This window comes from Tateyamaria sp. Alg231-49 (genome assembly GCF_900143535.1).
Classification (GTDB): Bacteria; Pseudomonadota; Alphaproteobacteria; order Rhodobacterales; family Rhodobacteraceae; genus Tateyamaria.
Window position 1 is genome coordinate 362,620 of sequence record NZ_FRFA01000002.1, and the last position, 15,933, is coordinate 378,552.

General features: G+C 57.3%; 14 protein-coding genes and 1 pseudogene. 6 read left to right on the plus strand and 9 right to left on the minus strand.

Annotated features, from left to right (window positions below):
• Positions 1–23: 23 nt before the first annotated feature.
• Positions 24–1,991 carry a protein meaA gene (locus DHN60_RS05380; protein ID WP_108836358.1) on the minus strand — a complete coding sequence of 656 codons (1,968 nt, stop codon included), beginning with the start codon at positions 1,989–1,991 and terminating at the stop codon, positions 24–26.
• A gap of 65 nt (positions 1,992–2,056) precedes the next feature.
• Positions 2,057–2,452, minus strand: coding sequence for a hypothetical protein (locus DHN60_RS05385; RefSeq protein ID WP_108836246.1), 396 nt, complete (start codon positions 2,450–2,452; stop codon positions 2,057–2,059).
• A 76-nt stretch (positions 2,453–2,528) separates the two neighbouring features.
• Between DHN60_RS05385 and DHN60_RS05390 the strand changes: the two genes are divergently transcribed.
• The 6 genes and pseudogenes from DHN60_RS05390 (at position 2,529) to DHN60_RS05410 (ending at position 8,732) form a co-directional block, all read left to right on the plus strand.
• On the plus strand, positions 2,529–3,917 hold the full coding sequence (locus tag DHN60_RS05390) for a 1-acyl-sn-glycerol-3-phosphate acyltransferase (RefSeq protein WP_108836247.1): 1,389 nt from the start codon (positions 2,529–2,531) through the stop codon (positions 3,915–3,917).
• Positions 3,918–4,027: 110 nt separating this feature from the next.
• Complete coding sequence (ccrA, locus tag DHN60_RS05395) at positions 4,028–5,320, plus strand: crotonyl-CoA carboxylase/reductase (protein WP_108836248.1); 1,293 nt, start codon at positions 4,028–4,030, stop codon at positions 5,318–5,320.
• A gap of 214 nt (positions 5,321–5,534) precedes the next feature.
• Positions 5,535–5,741, plus strand: coding sequence for a hypothetical protein (locus tag DHN60_RS22230; protein ID WP_159089124.1), 207 nt, complete (start codon positions 5,535–5,537; stop codon positions 5,739–5,741).
• On the plus strand, positions 5,677–6,408 hold the full coding sequence (locus tag DHN60_RS05400; protein ID WP_108836359.1) for an autoinducer binding domain-containing protein: 732 nt from the start codon (positions 5,677–5,679) through the stop codon (positions 6,406–6,408). The genes DHN60_RS22230 and DHN60_RS05400 overlap by 65 nt, the downstream gene beginning before the upstream one ends.
• 113 nt (positions 6,409–6,521) lie before the next feature.
• A pseudogene (locus DHN60_RS05405) lies at positions 6,522–7,158 on the plus strand (acyl-homoserine-lactone synthase).
• Between the two features lie 41 nt (positions 7,159–7,199).
• A complete protein-coding gene (locus DHN60_RS05410) occupies positions 7,200–8,732 on the plus strand; it encodes an ATP-dependent RecD-like DNA helicase (RefSeq protein WP_108836249.1) in 1,533 nt (510 codons plus the stop codon).
• A 71-nt stretch (positions 8,733–8,803) separates the two neighbouring features.
• Here the strand turns inward: DHN60_RS05410 and DHN60_RS05415 are convergent, their stop codons facing one another.
• The 7 genes from DHN60_RS05415 to DHN60_RS05445 form a co-directional block, all read right to left on the minus strand.
• Positions 8,804–9,556, minus strand: coding sequence for a TIGR02186 family protein (locus DHN60_RS05415; RefSeq protein WP_108836250.1), 753 nt, complete (start codon positions 9,554–9,556; stop codon positions 8,804–8,806).
• Complete coding sequence (locus tag DHN60_RS05420; protein ID WP_108836251.1) at positions 9,556–10,470, minus strand: sulfite exporter TauE/SafE family protein; 915 nt, start codon at positions 10,468–10,470, stop codon at positions 9,556–9,558. The genes DHN60_RS05415 and DHN60_RS05420 overlap by 1 nt, the downstream gene beginning before the upstream one ends.
• Positions 10,471–10,582: 112 nt before the next feature.
• Complete coding sequence (locus DHN60_RS05425; RefSeq protein ID WP_108836252.1) at positions 10,583–11,557, minus strand: ABC transporter permease; 975 nt, start codon at positions 11,555–11,557, stop codon at positions 10,583–10,585.
• Between the two features lie 5 nt (positions 11,558–11,562).
• Complete coding sequence (locus tag DHN60_RS05430) at positions 11,563–12,678, minus strand: ABC transporter permease (RefSeq protein ID WP_108836253.1); 1,116 nt, start codon at positions 12,676–12,678, stop codon at positions 11,563–11,565.
• Position 12,679: 1 nt separating this feature from the next.
• A complete protein-coding gene (locus DHN60_RS05435; RefSeq protein ID WP_108836254.1) occupies positions 12,680–13,234 on the minus strand; it encodes a hypothetical protein in 555 nt (184 codons plus the stop codon).
• A complete protein-coding gene (locus DHN60_RS05440; RefSeq protein ID WP_199913633.1) occupies positions 13,231–14,775 on the minus strand; it encodes an ABC transporter ATP-binding protein in 1,545 nt (514 codons plus the stop codon). Before DHN60_RS05440 ends, DHN60_RS05435 begins: the two co-directional genes overlap by 4 nt.
• Positions 14,776–14,848: 73 nt before the next feature.
• Complete coding sequence (locus tag DHN60_RS05445; protein ID WP_108836256.1) at positions 14,849–15,853, minus strand: BMP family protein; 1,005 nt, start codon at positions 15,851–15,853, stop codon at positions 14,849–14,851.
• Positions 15,854–15,933: the final 80 nt, after the last annotated feature.

Below are 15,933 nucleotides of genomic sequence, written 5' to 3' on the forward strand. Positions count from 1 at the left end.
CGTGTTGAATTGGGACAAAACGGCTATTCAGCAGCCACCGAACGCGGGTCCGCCAGAGTCACGATATCGGCCATGATAGTATTCAGCTCAAAGTCCTTGGGCGTATAGACGCGTGCCACGCCCAAAGCGCGCAACCGTGCGGCGTCGTCATCTGGAATTATGCCTCCGACGATTACAGGTACATGGTCGAGCCCTTCTGCCCGCATGCGCTGCATCAAATCCTCAACCAGCGGGATGTGACTGCCCGACAAGATCGACAAACCGACCACATGCGCTTCGTCTGTGCGGGCGGCCGCCACAATTTCCTCTGGGGTCAGGCGGATTCCTTCATATGCGATGTCCATACCGCAATCCCGGGCCCGCACGGCGATCTGTTCTGCGCCGTTCGAGTGCCCGTCAAGGCCAGGTTTTCCAACGAGAAACTTTAGCCTTCGCCCCAACCGATCGCTGACCATATCGACGTCAGCGCGCAATTCATCGAGTCCTTCTGTCATGTTAGACGGCGATGCAGACACGCCCGTAGGGCCACGATACTCACCATGAACAGCGCGCATCTGTGCGGCCCATTCGCCAGTGGTCACACCAACGCGCGCACAGGCGATTGAGGCGGGCATGGCGTTCTCGCCGTTCGCCGCCGCTTGGCGCAAATCGGCAAGCGCTTGCGTGACGGCAACGCTGTCTCGTTCCTGCCGCCATGCCTCAAGCCGGTCAATCTGTTCCTGCTCAACAGCAGGGTCCACAACCATGATCCCGCCATCGCCGGTCATAAGCGGAGATGGTTCGCCAGCCTGATACTTGTTCACGCCAACAACAACGGTTTCCCCGCGCTCAATTCGACCCAATCGTTCCGCGTTCGATCCGACCAATTGCGCCTTCATGTAATCAATGGCTGCAATCGCGCCACCCATGGCATCCAGTTGTGCCAATTCCTGGCGCGCACCTTCTTTAAGGGCTTCGACCTTTGAATCCACCGCAGGATTGCCGTCAAATAAATCGTCAAATTCCAGAAGGTCCGTTTCAAAAGCCATGATCTGCTGCATGCGCATAGACCATTGCTGATCCCACGGGCGAGGCAGGCCAAGCGCTTCGTTCCATGCGGGCAATTGCACAGCTCGCGCGCGCGCCTTTTTCGACAACGTCACGGCCAGCATTTCAATGAGAATACGGTAGACGTTGTTTTCGGGCTGCTGTTCGGTCAATCCCAGCGAATTGACCTGTACCCCATAGCGGAAACGGCGGTATTTCGGATCAGTCACGCCATAGCGCGTCTCGCAAATCTCGTCCCACAAATCCACAAAAGCCCGCATTTTGCACATTTCAGTGACGAACCGGATCCCAGCATTCACAAAGAATGAAATGCGGCCCACGACGGCGGGAAAGTCTTCAGGCGTAATGCGGGGTTTCAATGCGTCAAGCACTGCGGTTGCTGTCGCCAGCGCAAATGCAAGCTCTTGTTCGGGTGTCGCGCCAGCCTCTTGCAGGTGGTAAGAACACACGTTCATCGGGTTCCACTTAGGCACATTGGTATAACAATACTCGGCCACGTCGGCGATCATCTTGAGGCTTGGCGCAGGTGGGCAGATGTAGGTGCCACGGCTAAGGTATTCCTTGATCAAGTCGTTCTGAACGGTGCCTTGCAGGGCCGACACATCCGCGCCCTGTTCTTCGGCAACAGCGATGTACAACGCCAGCAACCACGGGGCTGTGGCGTTGATCGTCATCGACGTGTTCATCTTTTCCAAAGGGATATCCGAGAACAGTGTACGCATATCGCCGAGATGGGACACCGGGACGCCAACTTTGCCCACTTCTCCGCGCGCCAGCACGTGATCGCTGTCATAGCCAGTTTGCGTCGGCAGATCGAAGGCGACAGAGAGCCCTGTCTGACCCTTGGCCAGATTTGACCGATAAAGCGCGTTTGACGCCGCAGCGGTTGAATGGCCTGCATAGGTCCGGATGAGCCAGGGGCGATCTTTTTGGGTCATGGCGATCTCCGTGAATCGGGTCAGCAATAAAATTACGTTTTTTGGGGTTTAAGGGAAATATTCTGGCGTTGTCAATTCGCTGCGTCGCGGCATTTTTTGCGTCGCGGCAAAAGGGCGACAACCAGCATGGCCCAGCCGAGCACACCAACACTATGGGCAGACAGGGTTGCAGGACCGCGAAAGGTCAGCAACGCGATAAGTTCCTCGGGGCGTGGGGGGGCGCCGATTACGGATTGAGCAGGCAAGCCATCAAAGACAAGACGGTAGTAGGCATAATACCCCTGAGGCGAGGCCCAGACAAAGCAGATGAATAACACGAACCAGATTGGTGGGCGCAGCAGAAGTGGACGCAACACCGTCATGACGCGTGTGATCCCCAAAGAGGCGAGGGCAAAGGCGATCGACACAAAGACCAGTCCCACCTGTCCCCAAACCGTCAGGGTGAGAAATGAGTCACCTTCATACATCTGAGAGGCCCTTGATGGGCGGATGCGCCAAGTTTCTCATTTACCCCGGCCCACGCGTTTGCGAATGTGCCGCGCAATGACGACAACAATTGAACTTCCGCTGTGGCTCTTTGTGCTGATGGTGCTGTTTGCCATGGTGACGTTCGCCTCGCATTTCCTGTTTCCGTCTGTCCGTTGGTTTTTTCGCCGGCGTCTCGAACGCGCAGTCAAGCGGTTGAATAAAAGGCTAACGCGGCCAATAGAACCGTTCAAGCTGGCGCGTCGCTACGACATGATTCAGCGCATTATTTACGACCCCGAAGTGACCCAAGCGATCGTCACCCACGCACATGAGAACCGGGTGCCCGAGAACGTAGCCTTTGAACAGGCCCGGCGCTACGCCCGCGAGATTGTGCCCAGCTTTTCCGCTTTTACTTATTTCAGCTTTGGGGCGCGGGTGTCTCGTTGGCTGGCGACAGCGCTGTACGATGTGCGCACGGGTCTCAATAACGATCAACAGATTCAAAGCGCGGACCCAAACGCAACGGTCGTCTTTGTGATGAATCACCGCAGCAACATGGATTACGTGCTGGTGACGTATCTGGCCGCACGCGCCTCAGCACTTAGCTATGCGGTAGGGGAATGGGCGCGGGTCTGGCCGCTTAGCCGTTTGATCAAATCCATGGGGGCATACTTCATCCGGCGTAAATCGCGCGGCCAACTCTATCGCAAGGTTTTGGCTCGATACGTGCAGATGGCAACCGAAGGCGGCGTGACCCAAGCGATCTTTCCCGAAGGCGGGCTAAGCGTGAATGGCAAACTGATGCCACTCAAGATGGGTCTTTTATCCTATGTGGTTGACGGATTTGACCCGGATAAACGCGATGTCGTCTTTGTGCCCGTCGCCATCAACTATGACCGTGTATTGGAAGACAGGGTGCTGATTGCCGCCGACAAACGCGGGGACAGGCGCTTTGGGGTCAGCATGAGGGTCGTAATGCTCGAGATTTTGCGGCTGCTTTGGCAGTGGATCACGAGGCGGTACCGTAAATTCGGAACTGCCGCGGTCGTCTTTGGGCCACCGGTGTCACTGGCAGCACTTGGGGCAGAGCGCGATCTGAACGATCTGGCCACTACTTTGGGTGATCGTATTCGAGACGTGATGCCTGTTCCATTTGTTCCCCTGCTGGCCCGGATTTTTCTGCAAGAGGGCACACCAATCACTGAGGCGGACCTGATCCACCGGGCTAAGCATGGCATGCCCAAGGATCTTGGCACCCGTCCGCCCATTGAAGCGGGCGCATTCTGTGACCGGGTTAAAGGCGCGCTGGACGATATGGAGCGGCGCGGGATGCTGGATAAGCAAGGAAATGTTTGGGCAATCGTGCCAGCGGAACATGATCTGTTCCGCTTTTATGCCAATTCCATCGAAGACCTATATCCAGATACCAATCCATCAATCGATGCTGCGGGCGCAAAGTCATAAAGTTACAAAAAAGTAGTTCAAGTTGTTGCATTGTTGCGTGCTAGGTCATATTCAACCATCAGACGCTGCGATTCTGCACTGCGGCATCAATTGGTTTATTGGAGGCTGACATGGCACTGGACCTTGTGACTGAAACTAGCAGCGCGCCCTACGACGCACCTGAAAAAGACCTGTATGAGATGGGAGAAATCCCACCCATGGGATACGTCCCTAAACAAATGTACGCTTGGGCGATCCGCCGTGAACGTCATGGCGAACCAGACACCGCGATGCTGCAAGAGGTCGTGGATGTTCCCACCCTCGATAGCAATGACGTGCTGGTTTTGGTGATGGCAGCGGGCGTGAACTACAATGGAGTCTGGGCCGCCTTGGGTCAGCCCATCAGCCCTTTTGACGGCCATGGGCAACCTTACCACATTGCGGGATCAGACGCGTCAGGCATCGTCTGGGCCGTAGGTGACCGTGTCAAACGTTGGAAAGTCGGCGATGAAGTCGTCGTGCACTGCAATCAAGACGACGGTGATGACGAGCACTGCAACGGGGGCGACCCGATGTATTCGCCAACACAACGGATCTGGGGGTACGAGACGCCGGACGGGTCGTTTGGCCAGTTTGCCCGCGTGCAAAGCCAACAACTCATGCCGCGCCCCAAACATCTGACATGGGAAGAAAGCGCCTGCTATACCCTTACATTGGCGACAGCATATCGGATGCTCTTTGGTCATGAACCCCACGACCTCAAGCCAGGCCAAAACGTACTGGTCTGGGGGGCGTCGGGCGGCCTTGGCTCTTACGCGATCCAACTGATCAATACCGCGGGCGCAAACGCGATCGGCGTGATCAGTGACGAATCCAAGCGGGACTTTGTGATGGACCTTGGGGCCAAAGGAGTCCTGAACCGCAAAGACTTTAACTGCTGGGGTCAACTGCCCACGGTGAATACACCTGAGTATGCCGAGTGGTTCAAAGAGGCGCGTAAATTTGGGAAAGCCATCTGGGACATCACCGGAAAAGGCAAGAACGTCGACATGGTGTTCGAACATCCCGGCGAGGCCACATTCCCTGTCTCAACATTCGTGTGCAAACAGGGCGGTATGGTCGTGATCTGCGCGGGCACCACCGGGTTCAACTGCACATTCGACGTGCGTTATATGTGGATGCATCAAAAGCGCCTGCAAGGCAGCCACTTTGCCCACCTGCAACAGGCCAGCGCGGCCAACAACCTGATGGTTGAGCGTCGCCTAGATCCTTGCATGTCCGAAGTCTTCAGCTGGGAAGAACTGCCTGAGGCGCACATGAAGATGCTGCGCAACGAGCATAAACCCGGAAACATGAGCGTTCTGGTGCAGGCCCCGAAAACGGGTTTGCGCACCCTCGACGATGTTCTTGAGGTTCGTCCATAGATTGCACGCACGTTTAAGGCGAAATAGAACGCCCGCGAATCACCCCTGGGTTTCGCGGGCGTCTTCCGTTTTCAGGAGCGGCCATGCACTTCAAAGGGTTATATTTTCACCCCTCACTATTTCTGGGGAGTGAAAATGCGCGAATTTTTAATGGAATTAACACATGCTATGGTTGTGGTAATCTTTCATTAACCACTAAAAAGCGAGTCTGTAGATGAGAAGTGACTGGATACTGGACGTTCTGACGGACCTGAAGACTTTTGCCTGGGCCAACAACATGCCGATACTGGCTGAACAGTTGGACGACTCCGCAATTGTTGCGATGGCCGAGATCGCCGCGATGAAGGATGTTAAAAATGCTCAGCGCCAGGACGGCGACGAAGCCGGTGGAACTCATTTTGGAGGAGCTCGAAAAAGCTGATGGCCTTGAAGGCCTTCAAACGGCCACCGAAGCACTATGTGAACACTATAAAATTGATCACGTCATCTATCATTGGGTCGACTCGGCCGGCGAACAATATGGATGCGGCACCTATTCAGACACATGGCGCCATCGCTACCTTGAACTTAACTACTTGCGGATTGATCCGGTCATCATTGGGTGTTTTCAGCGGTTTCACCCTGTTGATTGGAAACGCCTTGATTGGTCCAGCAAAGCAGCGCGCGCGTTTCAGGCTGATGCCATATCGCATGGCGTCGGCAATCAAGGGTTTTCCGTACCCATCCGCGGCCCCAATGGTCAGTTTGCGCTCTTTACCGTCAACCATTCATGCGATGACGATGCGTGGGCAAATTGGACAGATGCACAACGGCGCGATTTGATCCTGATTGCTCACTACTTCAACCAAAAAGCACTGGAATTCGAACCCGACCGCACCCCAGAACAATCACGCGACCTCAGCCCGCGCGAAATTGATGCGATGACGCTGTTGGCAATGGGTTACAGCCGTGCACAAGTCGCAGACACCCTGTCGATCTCGGAACACACGCTGCGCGTCTACATAGAAAGAGCCCGGTTCAAACTGGGTGCATTAAACACCACTCACGCCGTCGCCCGTGCGATGAGTCTCGGGTTGATTGTGGTTTGAATATCCCCGTTGCGCGGCACCGCCTCTTGTCGCGCGCCCAGATGAGCAAACGTTAACGCACGCTTGGGTAATGCTTCGGTCATGCCTTCCCCGGTCTGACAAGGAGTACCCAAATGCTGCGTTACGTCTATGCCTCCGATTTGAATGATTTTCCCAAACTTGCCCGCACCATGTTTCGCGACCGAGCGGACCAGTTCAAAACCCGACTTGGATGGGATGTGAGTGTTGACCCAGAAGGGTATGAGCGGGACGAGTATGATGATTTGAACCCGCTCTATGTGATTTGGGAAGAACCTGATGGTAGCCATGGCGGTTCCATGCGGTTCTTGCCCACCACGGGACGTACAATGGTGAATGAACACTTTAGCGATCTCATTTCTGGCCCGATCAAAAGCCCGCTCATCTGGGAATGCACGCGGTTTTGCCTGACAAGCGGGGCCGGAGGACATGTGGCGGCGGCCTTGATGCTGGGTGGCGGGGAAATCATGCAGAATTTTGGTGTGGAGCATTTCGTTGGTGTCTTTGACGCCCGTATGGTGCGCATGCTATCGCATGATCGGGTCGTCGCCCGAGGTGCTGGGCAGCGCGGGCGAGGGGCGCGAACAGATCAGTGTGGGACTTTGGCATTTTGATCCTGGCGCGGCTAACAAGGTGGCCGAGCGGGCAGGGGTCCCACTCGAGCGGTCGCGCCAGTGGTTTGATCGCGCCTTTGGGACGCAGACTGCTATCAAGTTCGCGCGCAGCGCCTGATCGCGCTGGCTCATGGTGCGGCCTCTCTGTAGGGTCGCGCCATGAACGTTTCTCTTGCCCTTTCAGATGACCAGGCTGGCGCCTTTGACGCTGTGACCGACATGCTGCGCAGTGCCGGAATCGATCTGGATGATGCGCTGTTGATGCCACCCAAATCGAACGCCACCTCTGTGATGGCGATCACCGGCAAGGCAGGTTCGGGCAAAACGCTATTGCTGGCGGAACTCTACAAGGCGCTCGAAGCGGCCGGTGTCGAAATCGTTTCGGGCGATTATGAATCTCGCAAGAAGCGCGACAAACGGACCCTCGCCATTCTGGCGCCGACGAACAAGGCGGCCAGCGTTCTGCGTTTTCGTGGCGTACCTGCAACCACGATCCACCGCATTCTTTACACTCCTGTCTATGATCCCGAATACGAACGGATCGCCGAATGGCTGGCAGGCAACGGCGAACGGCCCGAGGTTGAAGGTCTCACGGAACTCGCCCTCGACCGCGCCTTTGGTTTTTACCAGACCAACAAATCCATCCCTGGTGCACTGGCTGCTGCCGGCCTGCGCGGGTCTGACTTCATCACAGGTTGGAAACGGCGCGAAGAGCCCCTCGATATTGGCTTTGTTGATGAATCCTCGATGCTGGATGACAAGCAGTTCGAGGACCTTAAAGAAATCTTTCCTAACCTTTTGTTGTTTGGCGACCCCGCTCAGCTGGCCCCGGTCAACCAATCGGGCACGATGGTGTTCGAAAAACTGCCCGCGCCTCGTGTCTTGCACCTCAACCGCATTCACCGGCAGGCAGAGGGCAACCCGATCCTAGATCTCGCCCATGCGCTCGCGGACCCGCAAGTTGACTTCTATGCGTTCGAAAAGATGGTCGAACAGGCCGCAGCCAAAGATGATCGCGTTATATGGGGTGAGCGGGTTGAGGTGGATTTGATGGCCCGCAGCCCGGTGTTGGTTTGGCGTAACGCCACGCGCATCCGTCTGATCAATGCCTTTCGCACGGTGCACGGCGCACCAGATGATGCATTGCTGGAAGGTGAGCCACTGATCTGCGACGGGCTGGAACTGCCACTGAAACACCGTAAGAAGCGGCTTGATCTTGAGGCGCGGGGCCTGATCAAAGGTGCGCAGGTGATCTTTCTGGGGGAGGGCCGCAAACCGGGCTTTTCCCGCTTGCACGTGATGGGGGCTGAAGACCCGCAAGTCTCTGCTGCTTCGATCGTGAAGATCGAGAAACCGGATGAAGAAGAACCGTTTATCCCGTTTGCCGCACGTATGGGCGCGACATTCCTGCACGGGGCGGCGGTGACCATACACAAAGCGCAAGGCAGCCAGTGGGACACGGTACAGGTCTTTGCCCCTGACCTATACGGCGCGGCGCGGATGGGGCGTTCAGAGGCTGGTCAACCCTTGTGGAAACGCCTTGCCTACGTGGCCATCACGCGTGCCCAAGAAAGATTGATATGGGTGGTGCGCAACCGCCTTTCCAAACCCACGGGCCCGCTCACGGTGGATGATTTGCGCAGCGCCCCGGTCGCTCCGCTCACGTTGGATGCGCCCGAGCCGGACCTGTAACTCTGCCTGCTCTTGGTCAACACGGTGGGGTGCGGAGAAGGGGGACCTTCACGCACGCAGAAAAAGCGAAATCAGTTGCGCAGCAGAGAAAAGGCCGCCGACGCGCCCCATCCTGCAAAGATGGCAATCGCCAGTGACATCAGCCCGTATATGATTGGCTGTTGGCGGCTGAGGCTAAACAGCCAGCGTTCAAGTCCGACTTTACGCACATCAATGCTGGTCTCGTAACTTGACACCACTTGCCCATCCCGGGTCAGGAAGATGCGGGTGGCGTAGGCCCCTTCGGTCAAAGCGGCAGGCAGTTCGATGCGGGCGCGAAACAGCGTCTGCTCATCCACTGCGACTTGGTTTTCCCGCAGCTGATACAGGCTTGCCTCTGACCTGATGCGGATCAGGGCCTCTGTGAAGGCAGGAGCATCCGTGATCGACATGGGCGCGCCCACGGACCGGATCGCGCGGGGCACCGAGATTTGGTAGCGCAAATCTTCGGTGTCGCGCAGCACATCGCGCAACAGACCACTGGTGGCGACAGCATAAAAGCTTGGCGCTCTGTCAACTTCGACGGCATCTGTGTTCACCCAGATGCCCACCCGCTTGTCCTTGCGACGCACCATCACCGGGACCGACGGACCCGCAACAGTGATGATCACTTCCAACTCTGGCCCATCTGGCACCGGGACTTCGCGTTTCACGGCTCCAAAGACAAGAATCTCAGAGCCGTCGAAACTGGTTGTGATTGCAATTTCATTCTGGCTGAGGCCAAGCACAACGCTCTCACCCCAAGCGGGCAGGGCCACAAAAAGGAACAGGGCAAGCCAGCGCATTAATGCCCTCCTACCGCACCGACCGAGAAAAGCTCGGACGGCATTACAAGCAGATCAAAAGCCAGTTTGCCGCAGACGGCCAGGACCATAATGGCCAGCAGGATGCGCAATTGTTCGGCCTTCATCTTTACCCCGATGCGGGTGCCGATCTGGGCGCCAATCACGCCCCCGACCAACAGCAGAACGGCCAGAACCACATCGACGGTAAAGTTCGTCGTTGCGTGCAACATAGTGGTAAAGGCGGTCACAAAGATGATCTGGAACAGGGAGGTGCCAACCACAACTTTGGTGGGCATGCCCAGCAGATAGATCATGGCAGGTACCATGATGAACCCGCCTCCGACCCCCATAATGGCGGCGAGAACGCCAACGCACAGACCAACCAGCACTGGCGGAATGACAGAGATATAAAGGCCCGAAACGCGGAACCGCATTTTAAAGGGAAGCTTGTGGATCCAGTTATGTTTCTTTCGGGTGGGGACTTTGCCCTTCTTGGTATTGCGGATCGCATTGAGGGACTCGATGAACATCAGCCCACCGATCACGCCCAAAAACAGCACGTAGCAAAGCTTGACCAGCAGATCGACCTGCCCCAGCGCCTTGAGGTAGTTGAACACAACAACGCCCAGGGCGGCCCCGATGAGCCCCCCCACCAGGAGGACGCAGCCCATCCTGAGGTCCACCGTCTTTCTTTTTAGGTGGGCCAGAACGCCAGAGAAGGACGAAGCGACAATCTGATTGGCCTCGGTGGCCACAGCCACAGCAGGCGGGATGCCGATAAAGAACAACAGCGGCGTCATCAAAAACCCACCGCCCACGCCAAACATACCTGAAAGAATGCCTACCAGACCGCCCAAACCCAGCAGCAGGTAGGCATTGACCGACACCTCGGCGATAGGCAGGTAGATTTGCATACCTTTCTTAGGCCCACTCTCAGAGGTAAATCAAGGCATCATGCCGCTCTGCAGCAAACTGGCTAGGCAAGAACAAGCAATCTGGACTTAAACTCACAGAGGTCCGGAACCGTCAACGTTCCTTTACGTAGGGTTCGCCGCCGGCTCGTGGTGGGATTGCCTTGCCAACGAATCCAGCCAGAATGACCACCGTCAGGATGTAGGGGAGCGCGTCCAGCAACTGGACCTGTACTTTGAACCCAAGCGCGCCTTCGATAATGTCTGGGCGCAAGGCGATGGCCTGCAGGTATCCAAACAGTAATGTGGCCCACAGCGCGTGCCACGGGCGCCACTTGGCAAAGATCAGAGCCGCCAGTGCGATGAACCCGCGACCTGCAGTCATGTCCTTCACAAATCCAGCTTGCAGACCTGTGGCAAGGTACGCTCCTGCAAGGCCGCACAGGATCCCGCAGATGCCCACGGCGGCAAAACGCAAGCCAACCACGGAGACACCCGCCGTATCGACCGCTGCCGGGTTTTCTCCCACCGCCCGCAGGCGCAAGCCAAAGCGGGTGCGAAACAGGATGTACCACGTGCCCGGCACACAGAGCAGCGCCACATAGACAAGGATCGAGTGGCCCGAGATCAATTCCGCATAGATCGGCCCGAAAACGGGCACCGTGCTGAGGGCATCGGCAAAGGGCAGGGTGATTGGTTCGAACCGTCCTCCGCCGATCAGGGACGGAGTGCGCCCGCCTTGCTGAAACCAGCTTTGCGCAATGAGAACGGTTAGGCCAGCGGCGAGGAAATTGATCGCGACACCTGAGATTAGCTGGTTGCCTCGAAAGGTGATCGAAGCAAGGCCGTGTACTGCTGAAAGCACCAGAGACGCCCCAATGCCGGCCAGCAGCCCGATCCAGACTGACCCGGTGATTGCCGCCAATGCGGCGGAAAAGAAGGCGGCAGCCAGCATCTTGCCCTCGAGCCCGATGTCAAAAATGCCGCCGCGCTCAGAAAACAGCCCCGCCAGACATGCCAACAGAAGTGGTGTGGCCAGTCGTACCGTGGTGTCCAGAACCGACAAATCAAAGAGAGCAAAGAAGTTCATGTGGTCTACTCCGCCGGTGTCGATTTGGATTTGGACGTGCGCCGCAGTGCCAGAAATATCCGTTCAAGCGGCATCCGCACCATATTGTCGAGCGCACCGGTGAACAGGATCACAAGGGCCTGAATGACCACGATCAACTCGCGCGGGATCGACGTCCACAGGGCAAGCTCCGCACCGCCCTGATAAAGAAACCCGAACAAGATCGCGGCAAGGAAGACGCCCACGGGGTGGCTGCGCCCCATCAGCGCGACGGCGATGCCGATAAACCCGGCCCCTTCAACCGCGTTCAGGACCAGACGCTCTGCCTCGCCCATCACGTTGTTGATCGCCATCATCCCCGCCAGTGCGCCCGAGATCAGCATAGCGATCATGGTGATCCGCACAGAGCCGATGCCAGCATAACGCGCGGCGCGTTGGGATTTGCCGTAGGATCGGATTTCCAGGCCAAGCGGCGTGCGCCAGATCAAAAGCCACACGAGCACACAGGCAATCATCGCCACAACAAGGGATACATTTGCAGGGGCCGCCTTGGAAAAGGCGATGCCAAAAGGCGCCAGCAGATCATGTAGCGACGGCAGGTGTACGGCCTCGGGGAAGCGGGCAGTGGCCGGGTCCATACTTCCCGCCGGGCGCAGGATATTAACCAGCATATAGTTGAGCACAGCAGCTGCGATAAAATTGAACATGATCGTCGTGATGACGATATGACTGCCCCGCTTGGCCTGCAGATAGGCCGGAATTGCCGCCCAAAGTGCGCCGAACAGGGCCGATCCGATGATCGCCGCAAGCACTGCGATGGTCCAGTGGGGCCACGGGATAAACAGGCAGACAAGGGCAACGCCAAGGCCGCCGAGCATTGCCTGCCCCTCGCCCCCGATGTTGAACAGCCCCGCGTGAAAGGCCACAGCAACGGCCAAGCCGGTGAACATAAAGTTTGTTGCGTAATAGAGCGTGTAGCCCCAGCCATAGGTAGACCCCAGCGCGCCTGAAACCATCAGCTTGACGGCGGCGACCGGGTCTTCTCCGATGGCGAGGATCACAAGGGCTGACAGGATCGCCGCCAGCAAGAGCGAGATTAGCGGGACAAGGATCACCTCGGCCCATTTGGGCATCACATCCATGTCAGTTTTCCTCAACTACAAAGCCGGAAAAGGCCGGTCGGCCTCCGGCAACAGAACTCAGAATGCGCGCATAAGGCGGGCGCCAATCGCCCACAGTCAGGCTTTCGCCGCTGCCCGCGTGATAGGTCCATAGGCCAGCGACGAAACATCGGTGGGCATCCTGAGGCTGACCGCCCGCACTGTCATGCACAACGACCAACACATCAGTGTCATCAAAGCGGTGGCGTGACACATCACAGGGGGTGCCGATTGAGTCCAACTGCGCAACCGACTGCGCCAGTGCTGCGGGCATTGCTGCGCGCAGCTTGTCGGTGGCCGCTGCTCCTTCCACCAGACCCGTGCCCGAATGGAACTCTAGCCGAGACGCCTTGCGTGCTCCTGATGTGCGGGGCGCGAGCAGCGCAAATGTTGTGGCCAGCGTGACCAGAGTGGTTTGCGTGGCCTCATCTTCCGCCCGGACCGCGATATCAAAGCGGTCAATTTCGGTCTGCGCGCTCAGTGCGGTTGCCGCACACACAAAAGCCGAAGCGAGTTTGAAAAAGGATCGCTTCATCATGCGTCCCCACTTACGCCAGCCATCAATAGGCCCAGTTCTTTTTCGTCCGTTTGGCCGGGCATCCGTTCTCCCATGATGCGTCCGTCAAACATTACGGCCACGCGGTCGGCCAGGCTCAGAATTTCTTCCAGTTCGACCGAGACCAGCAGGATCGCCTTGCCCTGATCGCGCAAGGCAACGATTTGCTGGTGAATGAACTCGATTGCCCCGATATCGACGCCGCGCGTGGGCTGGCCGATCAAGAGTAGATCGGGGTTGCGTTCGATCTCGCGCGCCAGAACGATTTTTTGCTGGTTCCCACCGGAAAAGTTTTTGGCTGCCAGATGCGGATGGGGTGGGCGCACGTCAAAACGATCCATTTTGGCTTGCGTCTCAGCCTTGATCGCTGCGTTGTTGCTCAGCATTCCGGATTGATAGGCCGCATCGCGGTGATACCCAAAGGCCGTGTTTTCCCACGCTGTGAAATCCATGATCAGGCCTTCGCGCTGACGGTCTTCGGGCACATGCGCGATACCGCGTGCACGGCGTGATCGCCCGTCAGATTGAGCCCCGGTCAGTTCGATGGGCTGGCCGTTCAATGTGATGGTGCCGGTGCCGTCGGCATAACCGCCAAGCACTTCAAGCAGTTCGGATTGACCGTTCCCTGCGACCCCGGCAATGCCAAGGATTTCACCCGCCCGCACTTGCAGATCGATGCCGCGCAAGCGTTCGACCTTTTGGTCGTCCACAACGCGCAAGTCTTTGACATCCAACACGACATCGCCCGGCGTTGCGGGGACCTTGTCGACCCGCAACAGCACCTTGCGCCCCACCATCAACTCGGCCAGTTGCTCTGGTGAAGTTTCAGACGTCTTCACCGTCGCCGTCATCTCTCCACGCCGCATCACGCTGACCGTGTCGGTGATGTCCATGATCTCGCGCAGTTTGTGGGTGATCAGGATGATCGTCTTGCCTTCATCCTTGAGGCGACCAAGGATGCGGAACAACTGGTCGGCCTCTGAGGGGGTCAACACGCCGGTTGGCTCGTCCAGAATCAGGATGTTTGCCTGCCGATACAACGCCTTGAGGATTTCAACGCGCTGCTGCATGCCCACACCGATCTCTTCGATCACGGCATCCGGGTCCACCTTGAGGTCATATTCCTGTTCTAGCTGAAGCAGTGTCTTGCGGGCCTTGGACAACGAGGGTTTCAGAAGCCCCCCATCTTCGGCCCCCAGAATGATATTTTCCAGAACGGTAAAGTTCTCGACCAGTTTGAAATGCTGAAACACCATGCCGATCCCAGCGGCGATGGCGGCCTGACTGTCCGGAATTTCGGTCTTTTGCCCAGAGATTAAAATCTCGCCAGCGTCTGCTTTGTAAAACCCGTAAAGGATCGACATAAGTGTCGACTTGCCAGCCCCGTTTTCTCCGATGATCCCGTGAATCGTGCCGGGCATCACGCGGATCGAGATGTCTTTGTTGGCTTGCACCGGGCCAAAGGCCTTGGAAATGCCTTTGAGTTCAATGGCCGGAGCGTTGGCGGGGGCGGTCATAGTCATGCATTTCCCGGCTGGTCAAAAAGGCCGCGCCACAAAGCTTGTGCGGCGCGGCCCATAGGGTCTTGGGTTCGGATCAGAAGTCCAGAACTGGGCAGCTGTCGTTGGTGTAATACGCAACAACTTCTAGATCGCCCGAGATGATCTTTTCACGGGCTTCTGCGACCGCGGCTTCCATCTCATCTGTCACCAGTGCGTCATTATGCTCGTCCAGAGCAACGCCCACACCTTCTTCGGCGAGACCGAGGGTTGTGAACCCACCAGTTTCCATGCCTTCGCCCGCTTTCATCGAGTCATAGACAGCGACGTCAACGCGCTTCAGCATCGAGGTCAGAACCTTGCCAGAGTGCAGGTAGTTCTGGTTGCTGTCCACGCCGATCGACAGGATGTCTTCGTCGGCCGCCGTTTGCAAAACGCCCACGCCGGTACCGCCAGCCGCAGCATAGATCACGTCAGCACCCTGACTGATTTGCGCTTTGGTCAACTCGGAGCCTTTCACGGGATCATTCCAAGCCGCTGGTGTCGTGCCGGTCATATTGGCGATGACTGTTGCATCTGGGTTGATGGCTTTTACGCCTTGGGCAAAGCCGCAGCCAAAGTGGCGGATCAGGGGGATGTCCATGCCGCCAATAAAGCCAACTGTGCCGGACTCAGAAGCCATCGCAGCCATCATGCCCACAAGGTAAGAACCCTGGTGTTCTTGAAAGCCGATCAACTGTACGTTTGCAGGCACTTCAGGCATCCAGCCGTCGATGTTGACGAATTTGGTGTCCGGATAATCCGGGGCCACAACGCTGACTGGATCGGCAAATGCGAAACCTGTGGTGATCACCGGGTTTGCGCCGGATTCTGCGAAACGGCGCAGGGCCTGTTCGCGCTGTGCTTCGGACTGCAGTTCGATCTCAAGGAACTTACCGCCAGTTTCGTCCGCCCAGCGTTTGGCGCCGTTAAAAGCAGCTTCGTTGAATGATTTGTCGAATTTGCCGCCAAGATCAAAGATCAAGGCAGGCTCGGCCAGTGCAGCACCGGCCGACAGGGCAAGAGCAGCACTTGCGCCGAGGAATTTCTGCATGAGGGTCATGGTGTCAGGTCTCCCGAGTTTATGTTTGGGGCGGTGCCAAAGGTGAGGCCCGCCCGGGATCGCAGTGATCATACGGGATT